The following is a 26,021-nucleotide window of genomic DNA, read 5'->3' on the forward strand; positions in this document are numbered from 1 at the left end:
ACTTATAAACATTAAATATTTTCCTGTTTACATGAAGTTATTCTAATATTTTGCGTATGTCTGTAATAATTGAGTTTGGAAATAACTTTAAATATTTACTACAATGCAATCTTTATTCAAACAATTAAAGATAGAAAAGGTCTATGAACTTCTTTTTCCAGAGAAAAAGAAAGGATTGGCTGTTATCTGGTTATATGAACGGATGAAGAATGGAGAATTTAAGCATGGAATTTTTAAGGAGAAAGATATACATCATGCTTTTGAAGCAGTAAGTCTTATCAAAGGTGAACCTGTAAGATTACAATGGGTAACTTATACCGCATACATTCTAGAGTTATAGGAATTTTATTTTATCTATAATGATGAAAGCCAAACCTATATGTTTACCGATTTTGGTTTTCAGGTATGTGATAAGATATACCATCTGATATCTCAGCATTTTAATCCTACTTTTATAGAAATAACTTGTGCGGAACTGCATGAAAAACTTGAAGTTGCTGCTACAGAAGAGCAAATAAAAAATTGGCTTACAGTAGTAAACTTGTTTAAGCCCCAAACTCTTTTACTGGAGCAAGTCAACTATCTTAATCAGCAGATTGACCGTTCTGTAACAGCCTTAAGTGAAAAAGTCAAAAGACATAAAGAAACTTTGCTCGTGGCTTTACAGGAAATAGAAAAGCAAATAGATGCCATACGTCAGCAAAATAGGGAATTAAGAGCAGCCTTCCGAGAAACTGACCTGATGAATGATATTCTTATTTCGCATCCAGTACGCGATGACAGTGAAGAAGTAGACGATCTCATAAGCGAAGCCATCTCATATTTTGAAGGCATTCATTTCCGTTTAGCAATGGTAGACTCACGTATTGATAAAATACAGCCTAAAATAAAACAGTTTTTTGCCTCTCTCAACCGTGACATATTTAATACAAAAGTAGAGAAGTTCTTGTATTTCCTGCTCGAAAAAAGCCAGATTACAGATAAACAAATACAGTTTCCAATTCCCTATAACGGAACAATTCAATTGGCAGACCCATCCCCCCCCTCTTTACTTCTATAGATAGCTGTTTTCACAATTGGTAGAGGCTCTGAAAAGAGGTGCTCATATACAATATGAAGGAGATAAAACACTTTTTCTTTATCTAAATAAATATGTAGATAATCTAACAGTCTATTTCGAACGACATGAGAATATAACTATTATTCCTGCTGGTAGTGAAAACGAACATTATTATTTCGCGCTCTACCATCCTGTATTAAGAAGTAATTATTCCATCGAGCGGTCACCTTTACTCAAAGAAGATATTCTTATTGCCTTATTACTATACAAAGCTTATTATATCGATCATAACATGGAACTAATTTCTGTAAAAAAGTTTGTAGCTCTAATCCGTATGGATATGCCCGACCTTAAAAGCATGTGCAACATTTGCTGATCAAAACAAAAGGCTCCAAAGAACGTTTTACTAAAACAAATGATATCCGTATTGATCAAGAAGTACAACACGCATTCAAAAATTTCCATAAGCTGAGATGGATAAATTTGAAAGAAGACGATTTTACTAATTTCCCTGAATTTCAACGTATTACTCGTAAATTTGCAGATTATATTAATCACATAGACGAATGGCTTAAAGAAGAATAAACATGAAGAAATATCCTCGTATTTACAGTCTGTCTACCATTGGTATCATACACCATCAAAAGAATGATTACATTTTTCATCCCTATTGTACTGATTTTATTGGTGATAGTGATTCTGGCAAAAGTATTATAGCCGATTTACTGCAACTTATATTTGTTGGTTCTTCCGTTTTCCGTTCCGCAACCATACCAGTCAAAGACAGACGAGAACCTGATGGTCTCGTTTTGCGGTCGCCTGGCAAATCTTTAGATTATGGATATGCATTTGTTAATATAGAAATAGCCAACGGACAATTTGTTACAGTAAGTGCCTATCTTGAAAGCACTTCTAAAGCCACACACCCTTTTATTGTACAAGCAGGGCTGACTATTGAACAAGATGATTTTGCCCCATGTCGAAGCCTCTTTATGCCATCGATTTTCAAGATGACGAATGTATCATTCCATTAGATGATATTATTGAATACATGGAGGAAAAAGATTTGGTTTTTAAAGAATGGTAACGCATTTCTTATTTTCACAAAGTACTCTATAAAAATAAAATACTCCCTCTTGACCTCACCGATAAAGATAAAGCATCAAAAGATTATGCAAAAATAATTCAATCATTTTCACGGGGCAAAGAACTTGACACAACAAAAAGTTCCAGTTTATCAGATTTCTTATTTGGGCAGGAAAAAGGAAAAGAGTTCATGAATAAATACAAGTCAATTGTAGAAGATATAGAAAAAAATGCAATAGATTATGGAAAAAATAACCATGAAATTACTTTACTGACACAAAAATACTTTCAAGTTAGTGATTTATATAAAATGTTGATTGAAAAAAAGAAAGCGAAAAAACATACCATACTTATCAATATGTGTTTTTACTAAAAGACTATAACGCGAATAAAAAAAGTATCCAAAAGGAATTGTTTGTTTTTTTGCAAGCTATAGAAGATTCATCAGGATTAAAAATATTGGTCCAATACGAGTTAGAAGAGGCCCAAAGAAATCAGAATAAGAAAAAGTCAACATATAAAGAAACAAGTGATATTTATAGTGAATGGTGACAAAAGAAAAGTTTGCTGAGCAGTGCCAACAAAATGATTGAACAATTAAATATTCTTCCTAAAGATTTGGCAAACTATTATGAACAATACAGAATACAAAAAAAGACTATATCTACTATAAAGATTTGAAGGATAAATTGGTTAACTCACATATGATTGATCTTTTTGCAAATTCAGGCTGGAAAGATGGATTAGTTACGGGAAATAGCTTTTACCTCAAAAAGATAAATGAACTACATAACCGTTTATCACAATTGCAAATAGTAGAGCAATTTCATTATATAAGCAATCCTAATTCACTTATACATTGGGCTCTGACGTACGTCTTTATCCTGCCCTCTTCCTTTCTACGGTTAAGTTCTTCCACCTTTTTGGGCGTATTCCTCGTTTTTCTATTCAAAGGTCTGTACCGCTTGTTCATATTCTGTCGGTTCGGAGAGCTGCTCCTTTTGCGGTGCTTCGGGTGCTTTGGGAAATTCCCTTGCCGATACGTTATAGTCGAGTTCCTTGATTTCATGCCCTTTCTTGTCCAATTTTTGGAGTGCCGTGTCGTTTCGACTTCCGTAATAGGGTCGGGCAATCACCAGCTTCGGGTCGGATTTCAATAGTTTCTCCGTTTCTTTTACCACATGTGCTGCGTTCTTGCCCCCCAGACATTTACGGTACAATGTTTGCACCCATTATGTTCGGCAAAAAGGTTGTAGTTGGCTGCGTTGTGTGCACACGCCTTGCATTCCGTCTTGTCGAACTTGTATTGTTCAAGGTCGGTTGTGTAGTATTTCTCAGAATGTTTCTTGAACAGATTGAGCGTGTAACCGTTCCAATCGTCCCTATTGCCCTGCTTCAGGTGGTTCTCGTACACGTCCTTTTGGATATTGGCTTCATAGGTACTTATTTCCTCAGCCAACGCTGACGGTGATTGTCCCGTTATCCAGCAGTTCACCGATAGGTTCATACAATTCGTTCAGTTTCAAACGTGTATAGATATACTTCTCGCTCCGTCCGAAGCGGCTGACGAGTGAGTACATATCGTGTCTGCCCTTTTCAAGCAGGCGTTTGAAGGCTTTCGCTTCCTCGGTGGGGCGTACCTGCTCACGCTGTAAGTTCTCGCTTAGTGACATGTCCTCCGCTTCATCGTCTGTTATATGGTCGTATATGGTTGCCTTTATTGTCTTTGCTCCTGCAAGCAGTGAGGCACGGTAGTGGCGTTCGCCGTAGATGATTTCGTAACCGCCTGCCGTGCGGGACGTACGGCAATGGTTTGTAAGACCCCATTTCCCGAATGCTGTCCGCAAGTTCCTGCAAGGATGTGTCATTGAACGTCTTGCGGTGATTATCCGCACTTGGGTGTACGGCTGTGATATCAAGGTCTATTTCAGCCGTTGCCGTTGCAAGCGGTGTCTTGGGCATGGTTTGCCCCACCGCTTCGGCAGTTGTGGGTACGTTTTGCGGTTAAAGTAATATCATCGGTTTGGGGATGATTGCCAAAGCGGTTACTTTCACTGCCGTTTCTTTCTCTAATTTCTGAACTTTGTTGTTCTTCCGTGCATTCTTGTTCGTTTTCATAACTATAAATTTTAATGGGTTGATATTGATTGAATTAATTTTGATAGGTAGGGTGGAACAAACCACCCTGCCTTTTTCGTCCCTATGCGTTGGCATACATTGCGAGTGTCTCACGTACTTTCTGCTTCCTGCTGTATATCCATCCCGCACACCTTTCACCGTTATAGATGAAGTTCGTACAGAAAACAGATCGTTCAAGCCTTTCAAGACATCTTTTATCAGCTTGGTGTCCCCGAATACGCCTATCACCTTTTCGCTGTATTCCACGGTTTCAAGATTGAGCGTTGAAAGATCTGCGAATGTTGTCGGCTGTTTCGCTGCGCTTTCCTTTAGAGGTGCTTTCAGATAAATGTTGGCTTCGTCCCCTGCAGTGTGGGTGTATCGTTCTATAAACTTTTCAAGGTCGTAAATCCGCTCTTTTTGAAATCGTCCAACCGCTATACTTGTTGCGTTCTAAATACATACCGCCCCCCATGCTGTAATTTTCACGGTGTTCGTATTCCTTGTCATTCTCTGCCAAATAAGCCGTTCCCTCAAAATTGGCGGCATATTTACGCATTTCGGAAAAGAGATTTCGTGTATGGGTGGAAAAGCCTAAAATCACGGCTCTCTCTATACGGTAGTCGTGGTAGTCCGTATAGCTGTCACACTCGCTCACCCGTAGTTCACCGACAAAATGACGGCTTTTGCATTCGAAGGGATAAGGAGGCGCAAGCGTTCCGCTCCGATTTTTGCGGTGTGTTCGTTCCTCTGCCGTTCTTTCTCCGCTTTCTTCTCCCTCGCTTTGGTAAGCAGGGCAGCCGTTTCCAACAGATCTAAAAACTTGGGGTTCGCATCGTCATAATACATGCCTATCCCGAATTTTTCCGACAAAGGTCGGATAAGATCGGAAGTATGAAATTCGTACGTCCGCAAATTGATAAGATGATAGGTTATTCCCTACTGAATGCAGCTTACTTCATACACTACATAGCTGTCGTAGCTGTAACCTTCCAGCATTACCACTTGATTGACTGAAACGGTCTGTTCGTCTCTGTCATAGCTTCTGTTCGCTCCCAATAAATGTACTTTGTTCATAATGAATTGTTTTAATGATTAATATTTCGGTTCAGAGTATCACGCAAAAAAGGATGAGGAAAAAGAGAAGAATGAAAAAGGGTAAGGACAGTGGAAAAGATGCGCCATACTTAAACGGATGAGGAAAACCACTACCGCCAAAACCGCCAACGTGGGCAGAATACCGCCTAAACTCGTCACCATACCACCAACGAAGGCACACACGAAACGCACCGCCACATACGCAACGAAACCGACCAGTAACCACTTCACCAAAATTTTTATGCCGATTGGAATGGAGCCGAAGCCTCGTTTCAAATCTTGCTGTATTTCTGTTCTCTTTTTCATAACATTGACTTTTTTATGCTTTGTCGGTGGCTTCACCTTGCTCGTTTCAGGAGGCAGATTTTTAGAGGCCCCGACTGTAGCTTCGCACCCTGAACCATGCAAGGGGAAGTCATGACGAGGTAATAAAAATGAGGAAATTGTTATTTGAGGAAAAAGAGATAAGAAAATATGGCAAGATTCGAGAGGATTGCTATCGTCTCAATCAGTATATGACTATTCACAACATGGTGGGTGTTAAGCCCAACCGATTAAAACCGTTTGGATGAGAGTAGTTGTATAAAGAGAAATTTTCACATATGGTTATATGAGAGGTTTGGACTGAAATACCCAGACCTACTCGATCTAAAGTCTTAGGTTATTATTTCTTTTTATGCCCTTGTGTCCAGCTTTGCATCCGTTTGGTTAATGCTTCTTTCAATGAATCCAAGAAAGATGTCTTATTGTTACGGATACGCATATCGCTGAATGTGCGTGAATGGTTAGAGTCCAATTCAATATTAAAAACGGTCTGGATATAGTCAAAAAGTTTTGCCAAAGGAATATCACCAAAGACTTTACGGCTATCCCATGCGTAGATTTGCTCGTAAAGTTCTGTTTTTGTCGCAACCCATGTGATACGGACACGAGGTAAAGACTGCTCTAACTGGCGATTTTCCAATGCTTCGAGTTCCTTATTCAGATATACCATCAACATCTCGTTAGCTTTCAGCCTAGCAAACTTGAAATCGCAATTAGTAGAAAACATCGGTTCACGTTCGTAATAGAACAATTCCAAATAAAGAGCCGTGTCAATACGTCCTCGTAAATAATAAATTGAATCAAGGTGTGTCAAGCCTGAACGGTAATAATGTACAAAATCCGAACGTTTTGCGTTATAACGGTTGATAGCCTTGATTTCATCAATCAGATAAGCCCGCTGTGAATCTACTCCTACCGGACGATTCATTTCTATATTATAAATCTTACAATAAGAAAGCAATCGGTAGAACAAACGAGGTTTTATTTCTTTAAAGAAATCTATTTCTTCCGCTTCATCCTTGAATGTATAGGAACCAATAAATTCTTTTACCTTTTGAAAAGCATTAACTAATATTTGTGAGGTTTCAAGAGATTTCTTCATGATATTCAAATCCGCAGATTCGATTGTCTTCAATTTCTTTTCAATCTCTTTTTCGAGATTATTAATAAAATTATCCATTGTCGGCGTAATAATAGCAACAACCATAAAGATAATCACGACTGCCTGTTTCCAATAACGGCGCATAAAATCTACCGAAAGAAAAACTAACTTCGCAAACAATCATAAGAGTATCGGGATCTCAAAGACAATGTTCATCGCAAGGCACATCATTAAAAGTGTTAAGATATACGAATCGCACACAATCAAATTATCCACCTCACCACTTACCTGATATGTTTACAAAAAGCGAAAAGTCTGTGGAAAGATCAGAAAGTAGCTGCCCCCCAAATCCAAACATCACAGAGCTGACTCCGACTGTCTGCGTGATATATCGCCGTTCGTTATCGTATAATGTGGGAGAGACAAAACGGAATAACTGATAAAGAATATATGGCGAAGCACACAGCACGCCAACACATAGGGCCGTCTTCATGTGGATGATGAATTGCCGCGCTAACCCTGTATTAATAAGTCGAACGGAAAATGATTCCATTGCACCTCCTGCCCATGCAGCCATCCGGTTGAGCAGCTGATAGGTAATAAAACCGCCATCCTTCGGTACGAGTACAACGCCAAATAACTGTTCTTTGAAGAAGAAAACCACGATACCGAACACGACGGCTACGGCGACAATTTTTATAATTGCCGCCCGCAACACGTCCAGATGTTCCCAAAAAGATTGTGTGTTCGCTTCAGTAGCCATCAGTTATCCTTTTTGTTCTATGTCCTTTATTTCGTCTATCTCTTTTTCTACATTGTTCATCCCTTCCTTGAAAGAGCGAACGCCTTTGCCGATTCCTTTCATCAGTTCAGGAATCTTCTTGCCGCCAAAGAACAGCAATACAACCAATACGATCAGCAGTACTTCCTGCATGCCGATACCGCCGATAAATAGTGGTGTTACCATCATAGCTTTTATTTGTTTATTTTACTTTTAATAAAAATGACCCGGAAGGCAGACATAATTAGCTCATTCCGGATCATCTTCTCCTGTTATTGTATATTGTCGAATGTAAATTCCAGACGGCTGTCCATCTCATCGAAAACCATCAAATCCGAAGTAACTTTCCCTATCGGAATAATCCGCATGGTCAGTTGCCCCATGTCAGGGTCATCTGCTTTGGCATAAAAGATGGCAATCGTGTTATTGGAAGGACAATAAGTGATGTCACCGTTTTCGAAACGAAGCTGCCCCTCTTCGGTATTAGTCGGCCGCCGGGGCATAGAACCGTAATATTCACGGCCTCCATAGCGTCCCAAAGTCGCAGTCAGAGGAAACATACCCCGGATTTCGTCAGCTAACGGGGTGTCGAGCCATTCCCCGGTAAACGTATGCCCTCCGGCAGTAATACGAACCGACGCACCCTGCGACTCTTCCCGTTCGATACCGATTCGTTCAAGCCAGTCCTGTACTTGCGATTCGGCGGAAGGTACGTCTGTTGCCTCAATAGCAATGCCTTCCAGCACATTCGCACCAGTAGCTTCCTCTTTGACGGAATTATAGGTGCGGCCGGCTCCGTATCCGTCATGCGTACAGAACGGAACGACTGTTTTGCCGGAGAGGTCATAAGAGGACAGGAACGAACGTATTGCTTGTGGAACATCCAATGCCCAGTTCGGGTAGCCGATAAAGACAATATCGTATTGGTCCATATTCTCAATGCGGTTTTTAAGTGCGGGAAGTGTTCCGGCAGCCTGCTCCGCATGGTTCTGGTCGCGCACATCGTCGAACTCCGTCGGATAGGGTTCCGAAGTCTCTATCAGATGCAGGTCTCCGCCCACAGCCGTTTGGATATAGCGGGCGACCATTTCGGTCGTACCACGACGCGTTCCCTTATCTACAAGGATGCTTGCCCCGGTCGTGGCATCCACATCCGCCGCATAGTTCGTATTCCCCCAACGGCTGAACCAGGCAATCAGAATCTTTCCGTTTCCGGGGGTAACCGTTCCCGGATTGTCGTTATCATCATCGTCGTTTCCCGGATCATTGGGAACTTCGGGGATATCAATTTCTGAACTGTCATCCCCTGCGCCACATCCGGCAAAAGTCATTGCCGGAACGAGCAGCAATAAAGATATAAATAACCGTTTCATAATCTTGCTTTTTTAATTGATTTGACTCAGCCAGTCGGCAATCATTGAGTGGCAGTTGGACGTTTGGCCTGAACGTATCCACAGGCTCGGTTCGAGGAAGTCGCCACCCGGAATGAGCCGTCGGGCATCGGACTCGACACCACTGATACCGCTGCTGGAACTGGATACGATCAGTCCGATGCTCTTACCCTCCATCAGACTACCATATTGGAACAGGAATGTTTGTAAGGGAGCTGCCATATTACTCCACCAAAGAGGTGCGCCTACGATAATCCGGTCGTAATCGGCGATATTCACCTCCACGGGTTTGATTTCCGGATAGGATGCCGCATCATTCGGATTATTCCGGATTGCCTGAATCAGCGCACTACCTATTGCGTAGTTATTGGCCGCATAGTCGAGCCCCTCTTCGGCAGGTTCGACCCGTACCACATCGGCTTCTATCTGCGTCTGCAAATCGCTGACGATGGTATGCACATTATTTGTAAAGCTGTAATACACAATGAGCGTTTTTCCCGATGTCGGGTCAGGATCGGGAGTCGGTGTCGGCACCTCGGTATCAGGTGCGTACGGTTCGTCTTCATCGGGAGAGCAGGCGCTCAATCCCACCGCTACAAAAGCGGCAAACAAAAAATACAGATACTTTTTCATAACGCTTATAATTTAATTAAATGATTCAATGTCAGTTGTTTTTAAGAATACCTATTTGTTCGAGCCATTTCTCCACATCGCCGCGTGAATTTTCCGCCTGGCTGCCATATACGGCCAGACTTCCGAGTATTGTCGAATTGGGGCATACCGAACGGATGTCGCTGACGCTTTGAGCCGTGCCGCTACCGCCATGCGTGCAGAACGGGGCGATGTATTTGCCCGACAGGTCATAACCGGCCAGGAAACTTTTCATCGCCGGTGTAAGGTGTCCTCCCCAGATAGGCGTCCCGACAATCAGCGTGTCGTACTCGTCCATATTCTCCACCTTTGTTTTCAACTCGGGACGGTAATCGCTCTCCAGCTCTTCCGGTGCGATCTACGTCACCTCTTCATAAGTATCTGGATAGGGAACGACCATTTCCACTTCCACGATGTCGCCACCTATAAGGTCGTGGATATGATTGGCGACTGTCCGGGTATTGCCTCCCCATGAAAAATAGACGATCAGGGTCTTTCCCGCATCCCCTGAAATGGTTCCTCCCGGCTCTATCGCCGCCGGTTCTTCACTGTTGCACGATGTCGCCACGAACAGTAGCATAACCATAAGTGACAAAATACTTTTCTTATACATATCGTTTATTCTATTTAATTGATCTACATTGCAAAATTACGGCAACTGCAAATCTTGGGCTTTGTTATAAAGGTCAATTTAATTTGCTGTCAGGCTCAAATTGTAATTCCTGCCATCTAATCTCTTTCGTCATCGGTTTGTTCAGCAAATCGAACATGTCCATCCGGCATTTTCCGGCGAAATCGAACAGTGTGGGAATGTACCGCTTATCCGTATTCAGCAGGACATAGACCGCTTCTGTCATTTTCAATCGCAGCACCGTTTCAGGAATTTCCTGCCCCTCCCGCATGTAAGGCATCCATGACCGGAAAAGGCTCTCCGTTTCGGATATGGATGACAGACGGTGCAGGGCCGAGAGTTCCGTAGTCGATGATTTGCGGTCGGATGGAGAGAGTGTATGATAAAACTCGCACAAGAACTCTCGCGGAAGAGAGAAGAACAGAACCCGACAAGGCTCGTGCAATTCCGGCTCGGCATAGATGTGCGAATAGCTGTCACGTCCGATGAAGGCACTGTCGCCCCTTTCGATATTCAGCGTTTCGCCGCACTGGTTCCGCAAATACAACCGCCCGCTGTATAGATATACCAGCGTATGATTGGAAAAAAGATGACAGGCTTGAGATACCGTATCTATTGACTCGAAAAAATAAATATGCTGTTCTGTTTCCATATAAAGTTTATTCAGATACAGAAAGTCCGACAAGTTGTGCGGGATTGCTACGTACCATAAAATCGACCTACTTCTGTGCAAGCCCGTTTTCCAGCAACGCAAGAATACAGCGGCGCATCCCATCCACTGGGTGAGGCATCCCAACCTGACCGAGGTCGGTCGTTATGATACTCCGCTGCGGGGCAATACGTGCAAAGTCTGCAAATTCTTTATCACTCATCCGCTCGAAATCGGGCAGTCCCGTACCCGGTCCCCACAAATTGGTAATGTAGCTGTATTCCATCCACGCGCCGAGATCAATACACCGTTTAATCTGATCGTGCGTCATTTTCCAGATACCGGAATTGGCATGAGTCACGACACACTTTCTCACACCCACCTCACGGGCTTTCCGAGCCAGCGTGATGCTCTCCTCGGACGAAGAGTGCCCCGTTGCGAAAATGATATTCGCTTCGGCACATATCTCCATGACTCGCACGACTTCAGACAGCACACGCCCGTTATCGTCCACAACGGGCACACCCTCTTTCCTGCCGTGATAGCGGATATTCTGGTAAACGGCATCCTGCGTCGGCATCCAGATACAACGACAAAGATTGCCGGTTGTGCCCACGGCTTTTTCCGCAGCGAATACATTTACCTTATCCCCGTGTACCCGGTTCATACACAGGCTTCCGAATACCTCGAACCCCTGTAACTCCTGACGGATCAGATAAGCCCGGTCATGACAACTGAAATCGTTGGACTTGAACAGCATGGATTTGTAGCCGGCATCACGTGCCGCGCGGGTAAACTCCAATTCATTTCCCAAACGGGCTTTGGAATCCGGAGCTGCGTGCAGATGGATGTCACTGACACCACGCAGCAGTTCATCGGCTTCGGGCGAATCCGAATTTTCAGCGGCAGAGAATATCGGTGTCTGCGCATGTGATGGCAATACACCGGAAAGCAGCACGGCTCCTCCCGCCATCACGGAGTTACGGATAAAGTCACGGCGTGACAGATCTTGTTTATTTTTCATCATTTCCTCCGTTATTCAGTTCGACAATACCTATTTCCTGCAACCACGCGATAACCCGTTCATAAGCCGTGTCATACGTTCCCCGACGAATCTGTATGCCCTCCAATACAGTCGATTGCGGGCAAAGGGAACGGACAAGCCGGTAGCTTGCCTCGGCAGAGCTGGTCCCGCTCGTGCAGAACGGAACGACAGTTCTTCCCGCGAGGTCATGTGTTGTGAGGAACGTGCGGATGGGAGGTGCGGCAGTTTCCACCCAGATAGGATAACCGATGAATATCACGTCATACGAAGAGAGGTTTTCGATATTCGTTGTCAAAGGCGGGCAATATCCGGATGCCACTTCTTCCCGGATTTGTGCCAGCAAAGTATCATAATCATCGGTATAAGTATCGGCCGTTTGAATTTCCACAAGGTCGCTCTTTACCGTGTCATGGATGTATCCGGCAATCGTCCGGGTATTACCCGTATGGGAGAAATAGACAATCAGCACTTTTTTGTCCCCGGAAGGTTCGACTGGCTCTTCCGTTTTTTCAACCGGAGGTGTTGTCGATTCTTCCGTTTGAGGTTCGCCCGCGGAACAGCCCGTAATGGCTAACATAAGCCATGCAAAGAGAAATAAAAGTTTCGTTTTCATATCTGTTATTTTTAAGTTATTCATTTGATGTAAAGGTAAAAGCAAAGCCCCGCAACGTCTTTGCTGCGAGGCTCAATTTGTTTTGTCAGGAAGTTCACTACCTTTTTTCTTGATTATTCAGTACCGGACTGAATGTGGCTTAATTCACTTAGCTGTTTCTTCACTCCATTGTTTACCAAAACTCGTCTGTTCCGTTTCCACGCACCCACGATGTCCGTGTACCTTACATTCATCCAATGCTGATTGTAACTGCCGGAACTCATCACCGGAAAGCGTGACGTTCCAAGCCCCCAGATTCTCCAGAATCCTTTCCTGGTTCTTGGAACCGGGAATAGGTACGACATTGGGATATTTATGGAGCATCCACGCAAGCGATATCTGGGCGTTGGTCGCATTTTTCTCCACGGCGAACCGATGCAGCAAATCGAGTATAGGCCGGTTGGCCTCGATATTCTCTTTCGACAGTTGGGGAACGAATTTCCGCACGTCATCGAAGCCGAACTGCTCCTGTGCCGTTACCTTACCCGAAAGGAACCCGCTTGCAATCGGCGAGAACGGTACGACTCCGATTCCTTTTTCAAGGCACACCGGGAAAATCTCCGTTTCGCAATCGCGTTCCACCATCGAATAGATGTTCTGGACGGCAGACAAAGGGGTAATCTCATGCGCAGCTCGTATCTGGTCGGCCGATACTTGCGACAATCCCCAACCACGTATCAGTCCTTCCTTAACAAGCCGTCCCATGACAATTGCCACATCCTCAAGCCGGACCGTCTCATTGATGCGATGCAGGTAATACAGGTCGATATAATCCGTACGAAGTCTGCTCATGGAATCTTCAAGATGCCGGCGCACCTCCCGGTAGAGACTCGTCTCGTCCGGTTGCGAGAGTTCGCCAATATGAAATTTGGTGGCGAGTACCACCTCCTTACGGAACGGCTCGATAGCCTTACCTACCAGTTCCTCGTTATGCCCGGCGTAGAATTGTTCCTTGCCATAGGCTTCCGCCGTATCGAAATGCGTGCAGCCATAGTCGTATGCCTTGCGGATGGCTTCTATGGCATACGCTTTGGGCGGCACTTGTCCGTAACCGTGGCTGAATCCCATACATCCCATTCCTATCGGAGATACTTCCAGCTGTCCTAATTTTCTATTATCCATATTGTTATGTTTTAGAGTAAGATTATTATTGAATTACTTTATTTCCTTATTTTTAGCCATTTCCCATAAGTCAGCATCCGCCAGCCCCATTCCAGAGGCCCGAAGCGGAAATAGGAGAGCCATAGGACACTGAATGCCATCTGGACAAGAAAGACGTAGAAAGCTATGGATTCTGTTCCTGTCAATCCAATGCCGACCCCCAGCCCGAAGCCGATACCGTAGAAGAGAACCATACCCCATACCGACTGTCCCACGTAATTGGTCAGTGCCATTCTCCCCGGAGCGGCAAGACAGCGCCACAAGCGCCACCCTCTACCATGCAGGTACAGGAGACAGATAGCGGAAACATATGCAAAACCTAAAGGATAGACACTTGCCGTGTAGATGGCGGTGTGTGCAGCCGTTCCGAAAGGATGCCCGTTTACCGCACTCCAGGCATAGAGAACGGACAAGGGAAGTCCCAGCAGAAAACCGTATGTCACCGTCTTTTTCAGTAGCATCCGATTTGCCTCAAGATTGGCGTATATTTGCTTGCGCCCAATGTAGCAGCCCAATAAGAACAATCCCAATACCTTAAAATAGCGGTTGCCGTCGATGAACTCCTGCAAGCGTACCCATGCACCCTGTATCAGAAATTGAAAGACCTCTCCGTAGCTTTCCGCATTACGCAGCCAGATTCCGAAGTTATATTCCGTTATACCATATAAATTACAATAGTGCTGTTGCATTCGTACTGCGGGAGCCGACAGGGACACTCCGAATGTACCGGCCAGCCAATCAATCGGAATAGGAAGTAGCAATAGGACTGCGGAAGTACCCAGCAACACTCTGTCCGAAACATGCCGGAAAAGAGGGAGCAACATGCCCAATAAGGCATACAACAGCAAGATGTCCCCGCTCCAGATAAACATCAGGTGCAGAAAACCGATGGTGGCCAGAACAATCATCCGCCGATAAAAGATACGGAATCCGTCCGTTCCCTTTTTAGCCGCGTTGCTGATTATGATTGAGAATCCGATACCGAACAGCAGCGAGAATATGGTGTAGAACTTACCGTCTACAAAAAGGTATTGAAGGAAGCGGACTACCTGATCTATTTCTGCCGTAGGCATGGCCTCTGTTATTCTCGGTTTTTGAAAGGTATAAAGCGAAAATTCCGGAAAGTTGGCAAGGCAGATTCCCAGCAATGCAAATCCTCTCAAAGCATCGAGGATGACATGGCGTTCCGAGGTCTTCACGGGTACCATGTCTTTTATATCCATTTCCTTATTCATTGATTCTTTCTTTTTTGTTAACCAACATGACGCTTCCCAGTATGATTACAAGCCCGAGCAACTGTATGCCTGTAATCTGTTCCCCGCCCAGCCCGCCACCGATAACGACAGCCACTACAGGATTCACGTAGGCATGGGTGGCCACATCCGTTGCCGGGCGGATCTTCAGCAGCCATACGTAAGCGGAATAAGCCATCAGCGAGCCGAACAGTATCAGATAGGCCAATGACAACCAGGCGTATAGAGGGACCGTACTGAATTCCATAGGAGAGAACTCCCCGTTCCCCAATGTACATATCCAGAACATCATGCCGGCAAAAAGCATTTGCCAGGCGGAACCTGCAAACGCGTTTGCAGGTTCTGTGTCTGATGAACGGTATTTTGTATAAAGTGTTCCCAATGCCCAGGAAATACAACCGACTACAAGTAGTAAAATACCATATTCACTATGATCGTGTACGGTTACCGTCATTTCCAGTTGCTCGGCATACAATAACCCTACTCCTGCAAATCCCATCAAAATACCGGCAAGGATACATTTGCTCCGAAAGGTATATTTCCACATCGGAGCATCGAGTGCCATAATCCAGATAGCGGTAAAGGAGGCCACCACAGCCACCAGGCTGCTGCTGACATATCGCTGGGCCAGCATCACTACCGCCATATCGATGAACAGCAGGATGATTCCGCTCACAGCCGACCTGCCTACAAGCCTTGGGGTAAAGGCCCGTTCTCCACGACATGCACATATCACAAGCAGTATCAATCCTGCCGTAGAGAAGCGCAATGCACTGAGAAGGAAAGTCGGAAAGCCGTGTAAAGCCACCCCGATAAAGTAGTAAGTGGACCCCCAAACTACATAAATCAGGAAATAAGCGAATAGGATGGCAAGTTTTTTCGGCATTATTTTTATATTTTATTTCAACGCATTCTTGAAGAACCCGTCTATCTTGTCGAACGGTATCACATCAATCTTGTCGTATAAATCGACATGGTTGGCTCCGGGAATAATCAACAGTTCCTTGTTACTCCCCGTCAGCCGCTTGTAGGCATCCTCACTGAAATAGCGGGAATGAGTTTTTTCTCCATGAATCATCAACACAGCACTGCGGATTTCGCTAATATAGGTGAGCAGCGGCATATTGATGAATGACAATACGCTGGTTTTCGTGATTCCCTCGTTGGAGTTCGGGGAACGGCGATGATAGCCTCGTTCCGTCTTGTAGTAGTCGTGATACTCCTTGACGAATTGCGGAGTATCATCCGTCACGGGGTCGAGTACGCCACCGTCGCGTGCATAGCTGTCATCACGATAATCCTCGGTACGCTGTGCGTTGAGTTGCTCGCGCAACTTATAGCGGTCATCGGCACTCATGGCGTCGAAATACCCGTTGGCATTTACCCGGCTCATATCATACATAGTAGATGTTACCGTCGCTTTGATACGAGGGTCATTGGCCGCAGCATTAAGTGCAAACCCGCCCCAACCGCAAATACCTAAGATTCCGATACGTTCCGGATTGACGTCCGCACGGGATGTCAAATAATCGACTGCCGCACTGAAATCTTCCGTGCTGATTTCGGGTGAGGTGAGGTAACGGGGCGTACCGCCGCTTTCACCATAATAGGAGGGGTCAAAAGCGATGGTCAGAAAACCTCGTTCGGCAAGCGTCTGGGCATAACGGCCCGACACCTGTTCTTTCACCGCACCGTAAGGGCCACTGACTGCAATGGCTGCCAGATGTCCTTGCGTATTTTTCGGCTTGTAAAGGTCTGCGACAAGCGTGATGCCGTAACGGTTGTGAAACGTGATTTTCTTATGTTCCACCTTATCACTCTGCGGAAAGGTCTTATCCCATTCCTGTGTCAATTCCAATGGTTCCATACCGGTTGAATTTATATATTTTGTTGTTGTCGTTTCTTGTGCCATGACATTCGCAAAGGTCAGGAACGTCAATATGGCGATTGTTTGTAACTTCATAGCCGTATTATTTTACTTTATAGCGGAGCCAGACAATATCTGCTTCCCATTGTTCCACACTCTCTAATTTCAGCTTGTACGGGTTACATTCCACACGGGAGATTCCATCGAAAACCGCCGTCTGTCCCTTACGCCCGTCAATACCCGGAGCTACCATAATACTTACTTCGTCAATCAGTCCGGCCTCCAAGAAACCGCCGCAGATATGTCCGCCCCCGACAATCGCCAAGCATTCAACGCCGAAATGTTCACAAAGCAGCTCCATAGCTTGCGGCAAGTCAATGCGTTCCGCACCGGTGGCAATCCACGAAATACCCGATGTGCGCAGCGTTTCCAGATATTTCTCGGACACCTGTTCACTGACAATACAAAGTAGAGGATGCCCGTCAGCTTCACCCTCCTGCCAACGCAGTTTCCCATAGGTATCGACAATGATCGTATATTCGTCCGATTTATTGGCGACATATACGGATTTATGACCTATCGGAGTTCCCTCCATCGGGGTACTTTCTTCTTTGACGGCGGAACATTCGAGTGCGGTAGTTATCCGTCCTGACAGTTTCGAGCAAGGCCCCAGTTTTTCCAAGGCTATGTAATACTCATCCGTACTCAGTTGCCCGACCATCGGGCAGTCGATGCGGCCATCGACCGAAGTCATCATGTGACTGATTATATATGGTCTCATATTCTTGGTTTTTATTTATAATGCAAAAGTAAGGCAGCTTCTTCGCTCTGCCGGTAGACAAATTACGGATTATACTACCATTTACTGATTCCTTATCGGCCTACTTGACGTTGCTGTTCGGCATTGTACCGGTCTCCCACAACGGGAATAGCAGCCACGGTATCCTCCAGTTCTTTCCAATCCCCGGAGCTGATGTTGAAGTCGAGTGTGCGCAGGTTTTCCTCCAGATGAGACAGTTTTGTCGTTCCCGGAATCGGTACGATCCACGGTGCTTTCTGAAGCAACCAGCCAAGAGCCACCTGTGCCGAGGTCATGCCCCGTGTGCGCCCGAAAGCTTGCAGCGCATTTACAATGTGGGTATTCGCACGCATCGCTTCCGGCTGGAAACGCGGCAGGGTCTGACGGTTGTCGTTGTTTACATCGAAGACCGTGTATTCGTTGATGCAGCCTCCCAAAAATCCACGGTTGATTGGGCTGTATGGTACAAAGCCGATACCCAACTCCCGGCATACATCGAGAACACCGTTCTCTTCCACCAGGCGGTGCATCAGATGGTACTCGCTTTGGATAGCCGTCAGCGGACAAATGGCGTGGGCCTTACGGATTGTTTCGGCACTGACCTCGCACATACCCCAGCGTTGCACTTTACCTTCCTTGATCAAGTCGGCAATGGTAGCCGCTACCTCCTCGGCCGGAGTATTCGGGTCGGCACGGTGCTGGTAGAACATCGGCAGTGAATCGAGTCTCAATCGGCGAAGTGACTCCTCGCAATAGCGGCGGATGGTTGCCGGACGGCTGTCCTGACGACCAGTTCCTTTGCCGTCGATGACTTCGTGCCCGAATTTGGTCGTTACGTTAATCCGTCCCTTGAACTCGGACAGCGCTTCTCCTGCCAGGTTCTCATTGGTCAACGGCCCGTAAATGATAGCCGTGTCGAAGAGCGTCACTCCACGCTCTACCGCTTCATGCAACAATCGGATACACTCTTTCTTATCCGGGTGTTGGCTGCGGTTGTAAGTCATGCCCATTACACCGAAGCCGAGTGCCGACACCTCGAATGCCGCCTTGCCCGTACCCAATACACGATGTCCCTTGATACGGGCTGCATCGATATCCACCACATCGGATGTTTCCGCTTGTTTCGCTTCTGAAGCGAATACTTTGCCCAATCCCGAAGGCATGGCCATTGCGGCTCCTGCCAATGCAGCCGTTTTGAGAAATCCACGACGGCTGATATCCATTTTATTGTTTTCTTCCATGATTTTATGTTTTATGCATTATAACTTAATGAATGGAAAATGCCCCGTCCACTAAAAGGGCGTGCCCGTCCACGAAACTTGCCTGCGGTGAGCAAAGCCACAATACGGCGTTGGCTATCTCTTCCGGTTTACCGAGACGTCCGGCAGGAATATCTCGGACCAGTTCCTTTTCCAGATCGGGGTTACGCCGTATCAGTTCTTCGGCCATAGGTGTTCGGATCACACCCGGACAGACGGCATTGATACGAATCCCCTTTGCCGAGTAATCAATGGCGGCTGTACGTGTAAGCCCGATTACCGCATGCTTGCAGGCGATATAGGCCGCTTGTCCGGGGAACCCCGTAACACCGCCTTGAGACGAGGTATTGACAATGGCACCACCGCCTTGTTTCAGCATCTGGATAATCTCGTAACGCATACAGTTCCATACACCTTTCAGATCGACGGCTACCGTGCGGTCGAACTCCTCGTCGGTAATCTCGGCCATCGGCCGTTGCGGGGTCTGTATCCCAGTATTGTTCAATGCAGCGTCCAGCCTGCCGTAAGTCGCAACGATCCAGTCAATCATCTCCTTTACAGCCCGTGTATCGGACACGTCGCAGCGATATGCCACGGCTTTATACCCTTCTGAAACCAACTTCTCGGCTTGTTCTTTCGGCTCATTGATGTCCACCAATACTACGGTTGCACCCGCTTTTGCAAATGCTTCTGCCGAGACCAGCCCGATACCTGCCGCTGCCCCCGTTACCATTGTTACTTTCTCATTCATTGTTTTCATGATTCTTTTGTTTTAATATTCTGCCAACAAAGGTAAAAAGAGAGCCCCGCAACGACTTTGCTGCGAGGCTCAAAAGATTTTGTTATGAAGTTCACTTTGTTAAAATGACTTTTTCCGAAAAATCCATAATCTATATTCTCCTGATTAACTTGGCTGGATTTCCTACAACGATCGTATTCGATTCGACAATTCTCTCCGAAATGCGGAAAAACCTTGTGTAATAATTCACGATATTCTTCCGTATCCGGCATCGTATGATTCAGCCGGAAGATATTTTGCCGCAGCTCTTTTACCACGCCTAGTTCTTCTTCCGTCTGGTGCAGGCAGTCGATTCGCAACTCTTCCATTGGCTTATTCGATTGCTTGTTTGACCCAATCTCCAACTTGTTTCGTACTTCTATTACACAACCGGCCTTCTTCCCATTCGATTTTGGGGTAGAGTCTCTTGAGTTGTTTCACGCTACCCGTGATTGAACTGCCACCCGAAGTGGCAAAAGGAATAACGGTTTTACCCGCGAAATCATATTTCTCAAGAAAAGTATTGACCGGACGCGGACACAAGTCCCACCATATCGGATAACCGAGGAACACCACGTCGTAATCTTTCAGTTCAATCGTTTCTCCGCCCAACGCAGGACGTGATTTGTCGTCTGCCATCTCCACCGAACTGCGGCTCGCCTTGTCGTTCCAGTCGAGATCTGCCGAAGTGTAGGCCGTAGCCGGAGTAATCCGGTGAAGTTTACCGCCAGTCTCTTTTGCGATAGCGGTTGCCACTTTCTCTGTGGTCCCCGTACAGGAGAAATAGGCTACAAGGATTTTCTTGTCGGACGGCCTGTCGGTATCTGCTGTTTGTTTTTGTGCTTTCGACGGGTTACTGAAAGTAAGTAGGCTCATAAGTATCAATACTATCTGTTTCATGTCATTTTAATTTAGAATATTCTTCATCACCGACAGGTTCCAGCCATTCGGTACTGTTGTTCTCACCGGGCACTTCGATGGCTAAATGCGAGAACCAGCTGTCGGGAGCAGCCCCGTGCCAATGTTTCACGCCTGCCGGAATATTGATTGCATCCCCGGAATGTAGTTCCACCGGCTCTTTGCCCCACTCCTGATAGTAGCCGCGACCGCCCACGCATACGAGTGTCTGACCGCCGCCTTTCGTTGCCTTGTGCACATGCCAGTTGTTGCGGCAGCCCGGCTCGAAGGTCACATTTACCACGGGGACTCCGTCCGTTACCACGGGAGCCGTGTAGCTCTGGCCGATGAAATACTTGGCATAGGCATCGTTGGGTTTCCCCACGGGGAAAATGATGGTTTGCGCGTACGCTTCGAGCGAACCTGCCGCTACGCTGTCTGCATTACCGTCGGTCCAAACTTCTTTTGCCATACGGAAAGCCGCCCACGCTTTCGGCCAGCCCGCGTAGAATGCGGCATGGGTGAGTATTTCGGCTATCTCGGTTCGGGTCACTCCGTTCTTCTTCGCCGATTCGAGATGGTACTTGAACGACGAGTCGGTCAGCCCCTGCGACATTAGGGCGACCACGGTTACGATGGAACGGTCGCGGAGCGAAAGCAGATTGTTCCGGCTCCACACTTCCCCGAAAAGAATATCATCGTTCAAACGTGCAAATTCGGGGGCAAATTCTCCGAGCGCATCGCGTCCGGCAGTCTGTTGGATTTTTACTTGTGATTTTGCCATGATCGGAAAAATTAAAGTCAATAATAAAGCTAATGATGCTACTTTTGTTTTCATACGATATGATTTTTAGTTCGACATTTCCAAGACAACCGACAGGTCTTTCCTGTTTCCGATACAAAAGTACGGGCATTATTCCACAACAGCTTTGCTGCAAGGCTCAAACTGTTTTGTCCTGAAGTTCATCTTACCATGAAGGAGCGACACCATAAGCCTCCTTGTATATCTTGGAGAAATGCGACAGGTTCTTGAAACCCACATCGAAGCAGGCTTCCGTCACTTTCTTCTTGCCTGATTTTATCAGGCCGTGCGCGGCTTCCAGACGACGTTTGATAATCCACTTTTGCGGTGTCAGGTTGCTGACTTTGGCAAAGTCCCGCTTGAAGGTAGCCAGGCTGCGTCCCGTGTAACTGGCGATTTCCTCCAGAGAGAGATCACACATGTAGTTCTCGTTCAGATAGTCGAGAATGTCGATTTTCCACGGCTCCACGAAGTCGAACAGCGACGCATAGAGATTCCGGTCTGTATTAAGCAGTACATATATCCCTTCTACCATTTTCAGCTTCAGTACGTCTTCGGACGGTTTTTCGCCTGCATCGAAATAGGGTATGACCGATTCGAACAGCGAACGGATATCAAGCCTGTTACTGGGCAACACGCGCAGGCTTACCTTCTCACGTTCGGAGTCGTTCGGAATCTGTTGCCGGTTAAGCGTCTGGTAAAATTCTCTTAGAAACGGTCTTGAGAACTTCAGTACGACAGAACGGTAAGGCTTTCCGTCCTCTACCTTTTTCTGCAACCACATCCGGTTATCGCGCCGCATGAAAGCACAATCCCCCGGATGCAACACGGTTTTCTTACCACGTTCCTCTATCTCCAACTCACCGGAGCACAAATAAATAAGCGTATGCTCCCTGTTTTCGTGGGCGCATCCCCGGTCATCGGTGAAATAACTCGCTATAAGCACGTTCGAGCAATCGAATACATCTAATCGTTCCATATTGTCAGTCTTTAATTTTCGCAAATATAACGCATTCCAACCATAAAGTTTTTGTTGTAAGGCTCAAATTTGCAAAACGGATAAAATATTTTTGTACGCTTGACCTCGTATAGCAGCTGTTACCTTACAGACTACAGTACAACACATTACGGTTTCAACGGGCCATAAAAGTACGATGCCGTAGCACCGCCGTCGATCAGAAAGTCCGCTCCCGTGATAAATGCCCCTCTGTCGCTCATAAGTAGTTCGGCAACATTGGCAACCTCGTCCGCGGTTCCGGGGCGTCCTGCCGGACATTTGGCGAACATGTTTTTGTAAAAATCACCTCGCTGCCCGTTGAACTCGTCGATAGCCAAGGGAGTTACAATGATACCAGGTGAAATGGAGTTGATTCTTGCCCCGCGCTCGCCCCATTTCACAGCTTCGGCCATTACACGTTTCACGTTACAACGCTTGGCCATCTGGTAAGCGTGTAACGTATCCTTGATACTATCCGGTTGCAGCATGTCGAGCGAGAGCAATTCTTCGGCAGGAGTCGTGGCCAGTAGCATATCCTCCTCGATGGTCAGTGCGGGCATCCGATGCCCTGACTGGCTGGAAATCGTTACCCCGACACCGTTTTCTTTAATAACCTTCCCAACTTCTTCGAGCAGGACAGCCGTTCCGTACAGATCGACTTTCAGAATCGTTTCGATGGAAGCCTGACTCGGTGATACGCCCGCCGTATTGACGAGCATTGAAATTTCACCATGTTTCCGTGCAACCGCAATCAAGTTCAAAATGGACTCCCTTGAAGAGAGATTCATTTCGACGGGTACTGCATCAAATCCCGCCTCATTCAATATACGGCAAACAGCCTCGGTACTCTCCGGGTTCAGGTCTCCGACAACGATCTTTTTCCCATATCCCATACGGCGGGCTATCGCCATTCCTATCTGACCGGCACCGGTCAATATCATTACTTCTTTCTTCATATTTACTTTTTCTTTATTCTTTGATAACGTGATTTTTTATCTCATTGCCGGTTTATTCTTCATTTTGTTCCAGCACACGGGCCATCCGCTCCAACCCTTCAACAAGCAGTGTTCGGGGGCAAGCAATATTCAGACGGATAAATCCCTCGCCGCCGGGTCCGTACATCGTACCTGAATTGATCATCAGTTTTTGTTCCTCTTGCAGGCGCAAGGTCGTAGCATCCGAACCGATACCGAGTGCTCGGCAGTCTATCCATACTAAGTAAGTTCCTTCGAGTGGTAACACGGGATATTGCGGTAACCGCTGCTCAAAAAAGTGGCAGAGATATTCGTAATTCCTACGCAAGTATTTGCGCAAAGCATCGAGCCACTCTCCACCCTCGTTATAAGAGGAGATTGTAGCGATTACGCCGAACGGGTTGACATCGCACACTTCATTGATGTTGATGGCGCGGTCAATACGACGACGTACATCATCATCGGCCGCAATGATATTGGCAATTTGCAGTCCGGCAAGATTGAATGCCTTACTCGGTGAAACGCAAGTCACGGAATTTTGTTGGAAGCGTTTAGACAGGGAAGCAAAAGGAGTATAGTCATACCCCTCATAGGTCAGTTCGCAATGAATTTCATCTGCCACAACAAACACTCCGTTGCGCAAACAGATGTCTCCGATATGCCGCAGCTCTTCCGGCGTCCAGACCCGTCCGACCGGATTGTGAGGATTACATAGTAATAGGATTTTCGCCTTCGGATCAGCCACCTTTGCTTCGAGGTCGTCGAAGTCGATTGAGTAGCGACCATCTCGGTAAATGAGGTTATTGGCCGACAGTTCGCATCCGTCGTTGCGAATCGACGAATAGAAGCAGTTGTATGCCGGAGTCTGGACGATTACCTTGTCGCCCGGTACGGTCAGGGCTTTGATAATGGCCGACAGAGCCGGTACGACACCGCTTGTATAGATAATCCACCGGGGATCTATCCGCCAACGATGACGGTTCTCGAACCACCGGACGACTGCATCGTAATAGGTTTCGGGTACTTTGGTATAACCGAAAATGCCGTGTGCAACCCGCCTTTGCAAGGCTTCTACAATGGTCGGTGCAGTACGGAAATCCATATCCGCCACCCACATGGGCAGCACATTTTCCTCCTCAGGAGTGTCCCATTTGTAAGAGTTCGTCCCGCGACGCGGGATAATCGTATCGAAATCGTATTTCATAACTTATCTATTTATTCGTAATTTATAAATCCAGTTACTGCCCCAAAGTCTCGCGAGGAAGATTACTCCCCGGAAACAAAGCTCGATGCACATGGCAAGCCACACGCCGCGTAGTCCCATCGTGGGAGCAAGCCATGCCGCCAGTGTCAGTCGCACGCCCCAAATGCTGCCGAAGTTCATCAGACTGGGTACGAATGTATTACCCACACCTACGAATACACCGTAGGCAACGATAGATGCCGCAAACATCGGCTCTGCAAAGGCTTCTATCCGCAGAATCTCGATTCCCAACGTGCGGATTTCCTCCACGGGAGTCATCACTCCGATGATTTGCGGAGCCGCCACATATATCAACGCTCCCATAACACCCATAATCAGCATTCCCGACCAGACGGTAATATTGGCAAAACGACGGAGCAACCGGATACGGTTCGCTCCAAGGCTCTGACCGACCAACGTCGTGGCAGCCTCCGAGATGCCGTAGCCGGGCATATAGCAAAGGCTTTCGGCAATAATGGCGAACGAGTTGGCAGCAATGGCAACGATGCCGAGCGGTGCGACAACCACCGTCGTTGCGATCTGCGCTCCACAAATGGCCATGTGTTCGAATCCCATCGGTAACGAAATACGGAAAGACTTACGCAATGTCTCCCGTTTGGGTAGAAAACTTCCCCGTTCTCCGACGAACTTCAGCATGGGCGAGCGGCGGCATAGATACCACATCATTCCTCCGGTGGTAACGAGTTCGGCCAATACCGTTCCCAATATAGCACCTTTCACACCCAGACCTGCACCGGGAGCGGTAAATACTACTCCGAACCACTCCACATGCCTCGTCGGAAAGATCAGGAAGAAGTTGAACACGACATCCAGCAAGCACATCATTATATTCAGCATGGCGGGCACGCGCATATTCCCACTGCAACGCAACATGCCTCCTGCAAGAAAGTTCAACTGCAAGGCAGGCAGGAATAGTGCGAATATTCTGAAGTAGAGGGACGAATCGTTCCATATCGCCTCGTCTCCACCCAACCAGAGAGGAAGCATACCGCTGATACAAATACCGCCAACAGCCAACAGCGAACTGAAAACAAGCGTGGCAGTAACTGCCTGACGGAGTATCTTTTTGGCTTCCACGAAATCCCCGGCTCCGATACGATGTGCCACCTGCACGGAAAATCCCATCGCAGCGGCTGCACACCCCCCCCAGAACAGCCAAGTTGTGGTCGAGACCAATCCGATGGAAGCAGCGGCATTCGCACCGAGGCTGCCCACCATCGAGGCATCGATGTACTGCATGGCGATAGAAGATATCTGAGCCATAATGGCCGGGACGCTGAGGTATGCAGTCAGGCGTAACTGCTGCCCCAGCGTCATTTGTTTCCCTTCGCGGATAAGCGATAACAGATAATCAGTCTTTCCCTTTCCTATTCCCATTAAAT

31 protein-coding genes and 2 pseudogenes are annotated in these 26,021 nt (G+C 46.7%); 6 read left to right on the forward strand and 27 right to left on the reverse strand.

What is annotated here, in order from left to right; all coding sequences use genetic code 11:
- The first annotated feature begins 103 nt into the window (after positions 1 to 103).
- From GKD17_RS14155 to GKD17_RS14175, 6 genes are all read left to right on the forward strand, one after another.
- Entirely contained in the window at positions 104 to 340 is a 237-nt protein-coding gene (locus GKD17_RS14155) for a hypothetical protein (protein ID WP_007832708.1), read from the forward strand.
- Positions 341 to 379: 39 nt separating this feature from the next.
- Positions 380 to 1,060, forward strand: a complete 681-nt coding sequence (locus tag GKD17_RS14160; protein WP_007832707.1) for a hypothetical protein — start codon at positions 380 to 382, stop codon at positions 1,058 to 1,060.
- Between the two features lie 16 nt (positions 1,061 to 1,076).
- On the forward strand, positions 1,077 to 1,436 hold the full coding sequence (locus GKD17_RS23785) for a hypothetical protein (RefSeq protein ID WP_007832705.1): 360 nt from the start codon (positions 1,077 to 1,079) through the stop codon (positions 1,434 to 1,436).
- Positions 1,421 to 1,645 carry a hypothetical protein gene (locus GKD17_RS14165; protein WP_032935571.1) on the forward strand — a complete coding sequence of 75 codons (225 nt, stop codon included), beginning with the start codon at positions 1,421 to 1,423 and terminating at the stop codon, positions 1,643 to 1,645. Before GKD17_RS23785 ends, GKD17_RS14165 begins: the two co-directional genes overlap by 16 nt.
- Positions 1,646 to 1,647: 2 nt before the next feature.
- On the forward strand, positions 1,648 to 2,094 hold the full coding sequence (locus tag GKD17_RS14170; RefSeq protein ID WP_007832703.1) for a hypothetical protein: 447 nt from the start codon (positions 1,648 to 1,650) through the stop codon (positions 2,092 to 2,094).
- Between the two features lie 242 nt (positions 2,095 to 2,336).
- Entirely contained in the window at positions 2,337 to 2,519 is a 183-nt protein-coding gene (locus tag GKD17_RS14175; protein WP_007832701.1) for a hypothetical protein, read from the forward strand.
- A 492-nt stretch (positions 2,520 to 3,011) separates the two neighbouring features.
- Here GKD17_RS14175 and GKD17_RS23615 read toward each other — a convergent pair.
- The 27 genes and pseudogenes from GKD17_RS23615 to GKD17_RS14305 all read right to left on the reverse strand — a co-directional run.
- A pseudogene (locus GKD17_RS23615) lies at positions 3,012 to 4,264 on the reverse strand (ParB/RepB/Spo0J family partition protein); the annotation flags it as partial.
- A gap of 82 nt (positions 4,265 to 4,346) precedes the next feature.
- Positions 4,347 to 5,341 (reverse strand): annotated as a pseudogene (locus tag GKD17_RS14185) (fusion protein).
- 39 nt (positions 5,342 to 5,380) lie between these two features.
- Positions 5,381 to 5,668, reverse strand: coding sequence for a hypothetical protein (locus tag GKD17_RS14190; RefSeq protein ID WP_007854535.1), 288 nt, complete (start codon positions 5,666 to 5,668; stop codon positions 5,381 to 5,383).
- Positions 5,669 to 6,026: 358 nt separating this feature from the next.
- Positions 6,027 to 6,932 (reverse strand): RteC domain-containing protein, encoded by a 906-nt coding sequence (locus GKD17_RS14195; protein ID WP_007832680.1) that lies wholly within the window; start codon positions 6,930 to 6,932, stop codon positions 6,027 to 6,029.
- 133 nt (positions 6,933 to 7,065) lie between these two features.
- On the reverse strand, positions 7,066 to 7,551 hold the full coding sequence (tatC, locus tag GKD17_RS14200) for a twin-arginine translocase subunit TatC (RefSeq protein WP_007832678.1): 486 nt from the start codon (positions 7,549 to 7,551) through the stop codon (positions 7,066 to 7,068).
- 3 nt (positions 7,552 to 7,554) lie between these two features.
- Complete coding sequence (locus GKD17_RS14205; RefSeq protein ID WP_008671696.1) at positions 7,555 to 7,755, reverse strand: Sec-independent protein translocase subunit TatA/TatB; 201 nt, start codon at positions 7,753 to 7,755, stop codon at positions 7,555 to 7,557.
- Between the two features lie 86 nt (positions 7,756 to 7,841).
- Positions 7,842 to 8,942, reverse strand: coding sequence for a flavodoxin (locus GKD17_RS14210; RefSeq protein ID WP_007832673.1), 1,101 nt, complete (start codon positions 8,940 to 8,942; stop codon positions 7,842 to 7,844).
- A 12-nt stretch (positions 8,943 to 8,954) separates the two neighbouring features.
- A complete protein-coding gene (locus GKD17_RS14215) occupies positions 8,955 to 9,593 on the reverse strand; it encodes a flavodoxin (protein WP_007832672.1) in 639 nt (212 codons plus the stop codon).
- A gap of 31 nt (positions 9,594 to 9,624) precedes the next feature.
- Positions 9,625 to 9,909, reverse strand: a complete 285-nt coding sequence (locus GKD17_RS23365) for a flavodoxin family protein (protein ID WP_007832670.1) — start codon at positions 9,907 to 9,909, stop codon at positions 9,625 to 9,627.
- Positions 9,910 to 9,969: 60 nt separating this feature from the next.
- Positions 9,970 to 10,197 (reverse strand): flavodoxin family protein, encoded by a 228-nt coding sequence (locus GKD17_RS23370; protein ID WP_206665352.1) that lies wholly within the window; start codon positions 10,195 to 10,197, stop codon positions 9,970 to 9,972.
- A gap of 100 nt (positions 10,198 to 10,297) precedes the next feature.
- Positions 10,298 to 10,894, reverse strand: a complete 597-nt coding sequence (locus GKD17_RS14225; protein ID WP_170272833.1) for an AraC family transcriptional regulator — start codon at positions 10,892 to 10,894, stop codon at positions 10,298 to 10,300.
- A gap of 67 nt (positions 10,895 to 10,961) precedes the next feature.
- Positions 10,962 to 11,918, reverse strand: coding sequence for a DUF6282 family protein (locus tag GKD17_RS14230; RefSeq protein ID WP_007832666.1), 957 nt, complete (start codon positions 11,916 to 11,918; stop codon positions 10,962 to 10,964).
- Entirely contained in the window at positions 11,905 to 12,549 is a 645-nt protein-coding gene (locus GKD17_RS14235; protein WP_032935652.1) for a flavodoxin, read from the reverse strand. The genes GKD17_RS14230 and GKD17_RS14235 overlap by 14 nt, the downstream gene beginning before the upstream one ends.
- A 144-nt stretch (positions 12,550 to 12,693) precedes the next feature.
- Positions 12,694 to 13,710 (reverse strand): aldo/keto reductase, encoded by a 1,017-nt coding sequence (locus tag GKD17_RS14240; RefSeq protein WP_007832663.1) that lies wholly within the window; start codon positions 13,708 to 13,710, stop codon positions 12,694 to 12,696.
- 38 nt (positions 13,711 to 13,748) lie between these two features.
- A complete protein-coding gene (locus GKD17_RS14245) occupies positions 13,749 to 14,984 on the reverse strand; it encodes a DUF418 domain-containing protein (RefSeq protein ID WP_007832662.1) in 1,236 nt (411 codons plus the stop codon).
- Positions 14,977 to 15,888: an EamA family transporter gene (locus GKD17_RS14250; RefSeq protein ID WP_007832661.1), complete on the reverse strand. Its 912-nt coding sequence runs from the start codon at positions 15,886 to 15,888 to the stop codon at positions 14,977 to 14,979. The genes GKD17_RS14245 and GKD17_RS14250 overlap by 8 nt, the downstream gene beginning before the upstream one ends.
- A 12-nt stretch (positions 15,889 to 15,900) precedes the next feature.
- On the reverse strand, positions 15,901 to 16,965 hold the full coding sequence (locus GKD17_RS14255; protein ID WP_007832660.1) for an alpha/beta hydrolase: 1,065 nt from the start codon (positions 16,963 to 16,965) through the stop codon (positions 15,901 to 15,903).
- Between the two features lie 7 nt (positions 16,966 to 16,972).
- Positions 16,973 to 17,650 carry a dihydrofolate reductase family protein gene (locus tag GKD17_RS14260; protein WP_007840386.1) on the reverse strand — a complete coding sequence of 226 codons (678 nt, stop codon included), beginning with the start codon at positions 17,648 to 17,650 and terminating at the stop codon, positions 16,973 to 16,975.
- A 92-nt stretch (positions 17,651 to 17,742) separates the two neighbouring features.
- Entirely contained in the window at positions 17,743 to 18,909 is a 1,167-nt protein-coding gene (locus GKD17_RS14265) for an aldo/keto reductase (RefSeq protein WP_007832658.1), read from the reverse strand.
- A 25-nt stretch (positions 18,910 to 18,934) separates the two neighbouring features.
- Positions 18,935 to 19,687: an SDR family NAD(P)-dependent oxidoreductase gene (locus tag GKD17_RS14270; RefSeq protein ID WP_007832657.1), complete on the reverse strand. Its 753-nt coding sequence runs from the start codon at positions 19,685 to 19,687 to the stop codon at positions 18,935 to 18,937.
- Positions 19,684 to 20,034, reverse strand: a complete 351-nt coding sequence (locus GKD17_RS14275; RefSeq protein ID WP_007832651.1) for a hypothetical protein — start codon at positions 20,032 to 20,034, stop codon at positions 19,684 to 19,686. Before GKD17_RS14275 ends, GKD17_RS14270 begins: the two co-directional genes overlap by 4 nt.
- Before the next feature lie 4 nt (positions 20,035 to 20,038).
- Positions 20,039 to 20,605, reverse strand: coding sequence for a flavodoxin (locus GKD17_RS14280; RefSeq protein ID WP_007832650.1), 567 nt, complete (start codon positions 20,603 to 20,605; stop codon positions 20,039 to 20,041).
- Position 20,606: 1 nt separating this feature from the next.
- A complete protein-coding gene (locus GKD17_RS14285; protein ID WP_007846788.1) occupies positions 20,607 to 21,440 on the reverse strand; it encodes a carboxymuconolactone decarboxylase family protein in 834 nt (277 codons plus the stop codon).
- A 130-nt stretch (positions 21,441 to 21,570) separates the two neighbouring features.
- Positions 21,571 to 22,383 carry an AraC family transcriptional regulator gene (locus GKD17_RS14290; RefSeq protein WP_007832648.1) on the reverse strand — a complete coding sequence of 271 codons (813 nt, stop codon included), beginning with the start codon at positions 22,381 to 22,383 and terminating at the stop codon, positions 21,571 to 21,573.
- A gap of 146 nt (positions 22,384 to 22,529) precedes the next feature.
- A complete protein-coding gene (locus GKD17_RS14295) occupies positions 22,530 to 23,357 on the reverse strand; it encodes an SDR family oxidoreductase (RefSeq protein WP_007832647.1) in 828 nt (275 codons plus the stop codon).
- A gap of 52 nt (positions 23,358 to 23,409) precedes the next feature.
- Entirely contained in the window at positions 23,410 to 24,579 is a 1,170-nt protein-coding gene (locus GKD17_RS14300) for a MalY/PatB family protein (RefSeq protein WP_007832644.1), read from the reverse strand.
- A gap of 3 nt (positions 24,580 to 24,582) precedes the next feature.
- Complete coding sequence (locus tag GKD17_RS14305) at positions 24,583 to 26,016, reverse strand: MATE family efflux transporter (protein WP_032935557.1); 1,434 nt, start codon at positions 26,014 to 26,016, stop codon at positions 24,583 to 24,585.
- Between the last annotated feature and the right edge of the window lie 5 nt (positions 26,017 to 26,021).

Origin of the sequence: Phocaeicola dorei (assembly GCF_013009555.1) — a bacterium.
In the GTDB taxonomy this organism is placed as follows: Bacteria; Bacteroidota; Bacteroidia; order Bacteroidales; family Bacteroidaceae; genus Phocaeicola; species Phocaeicola dorei.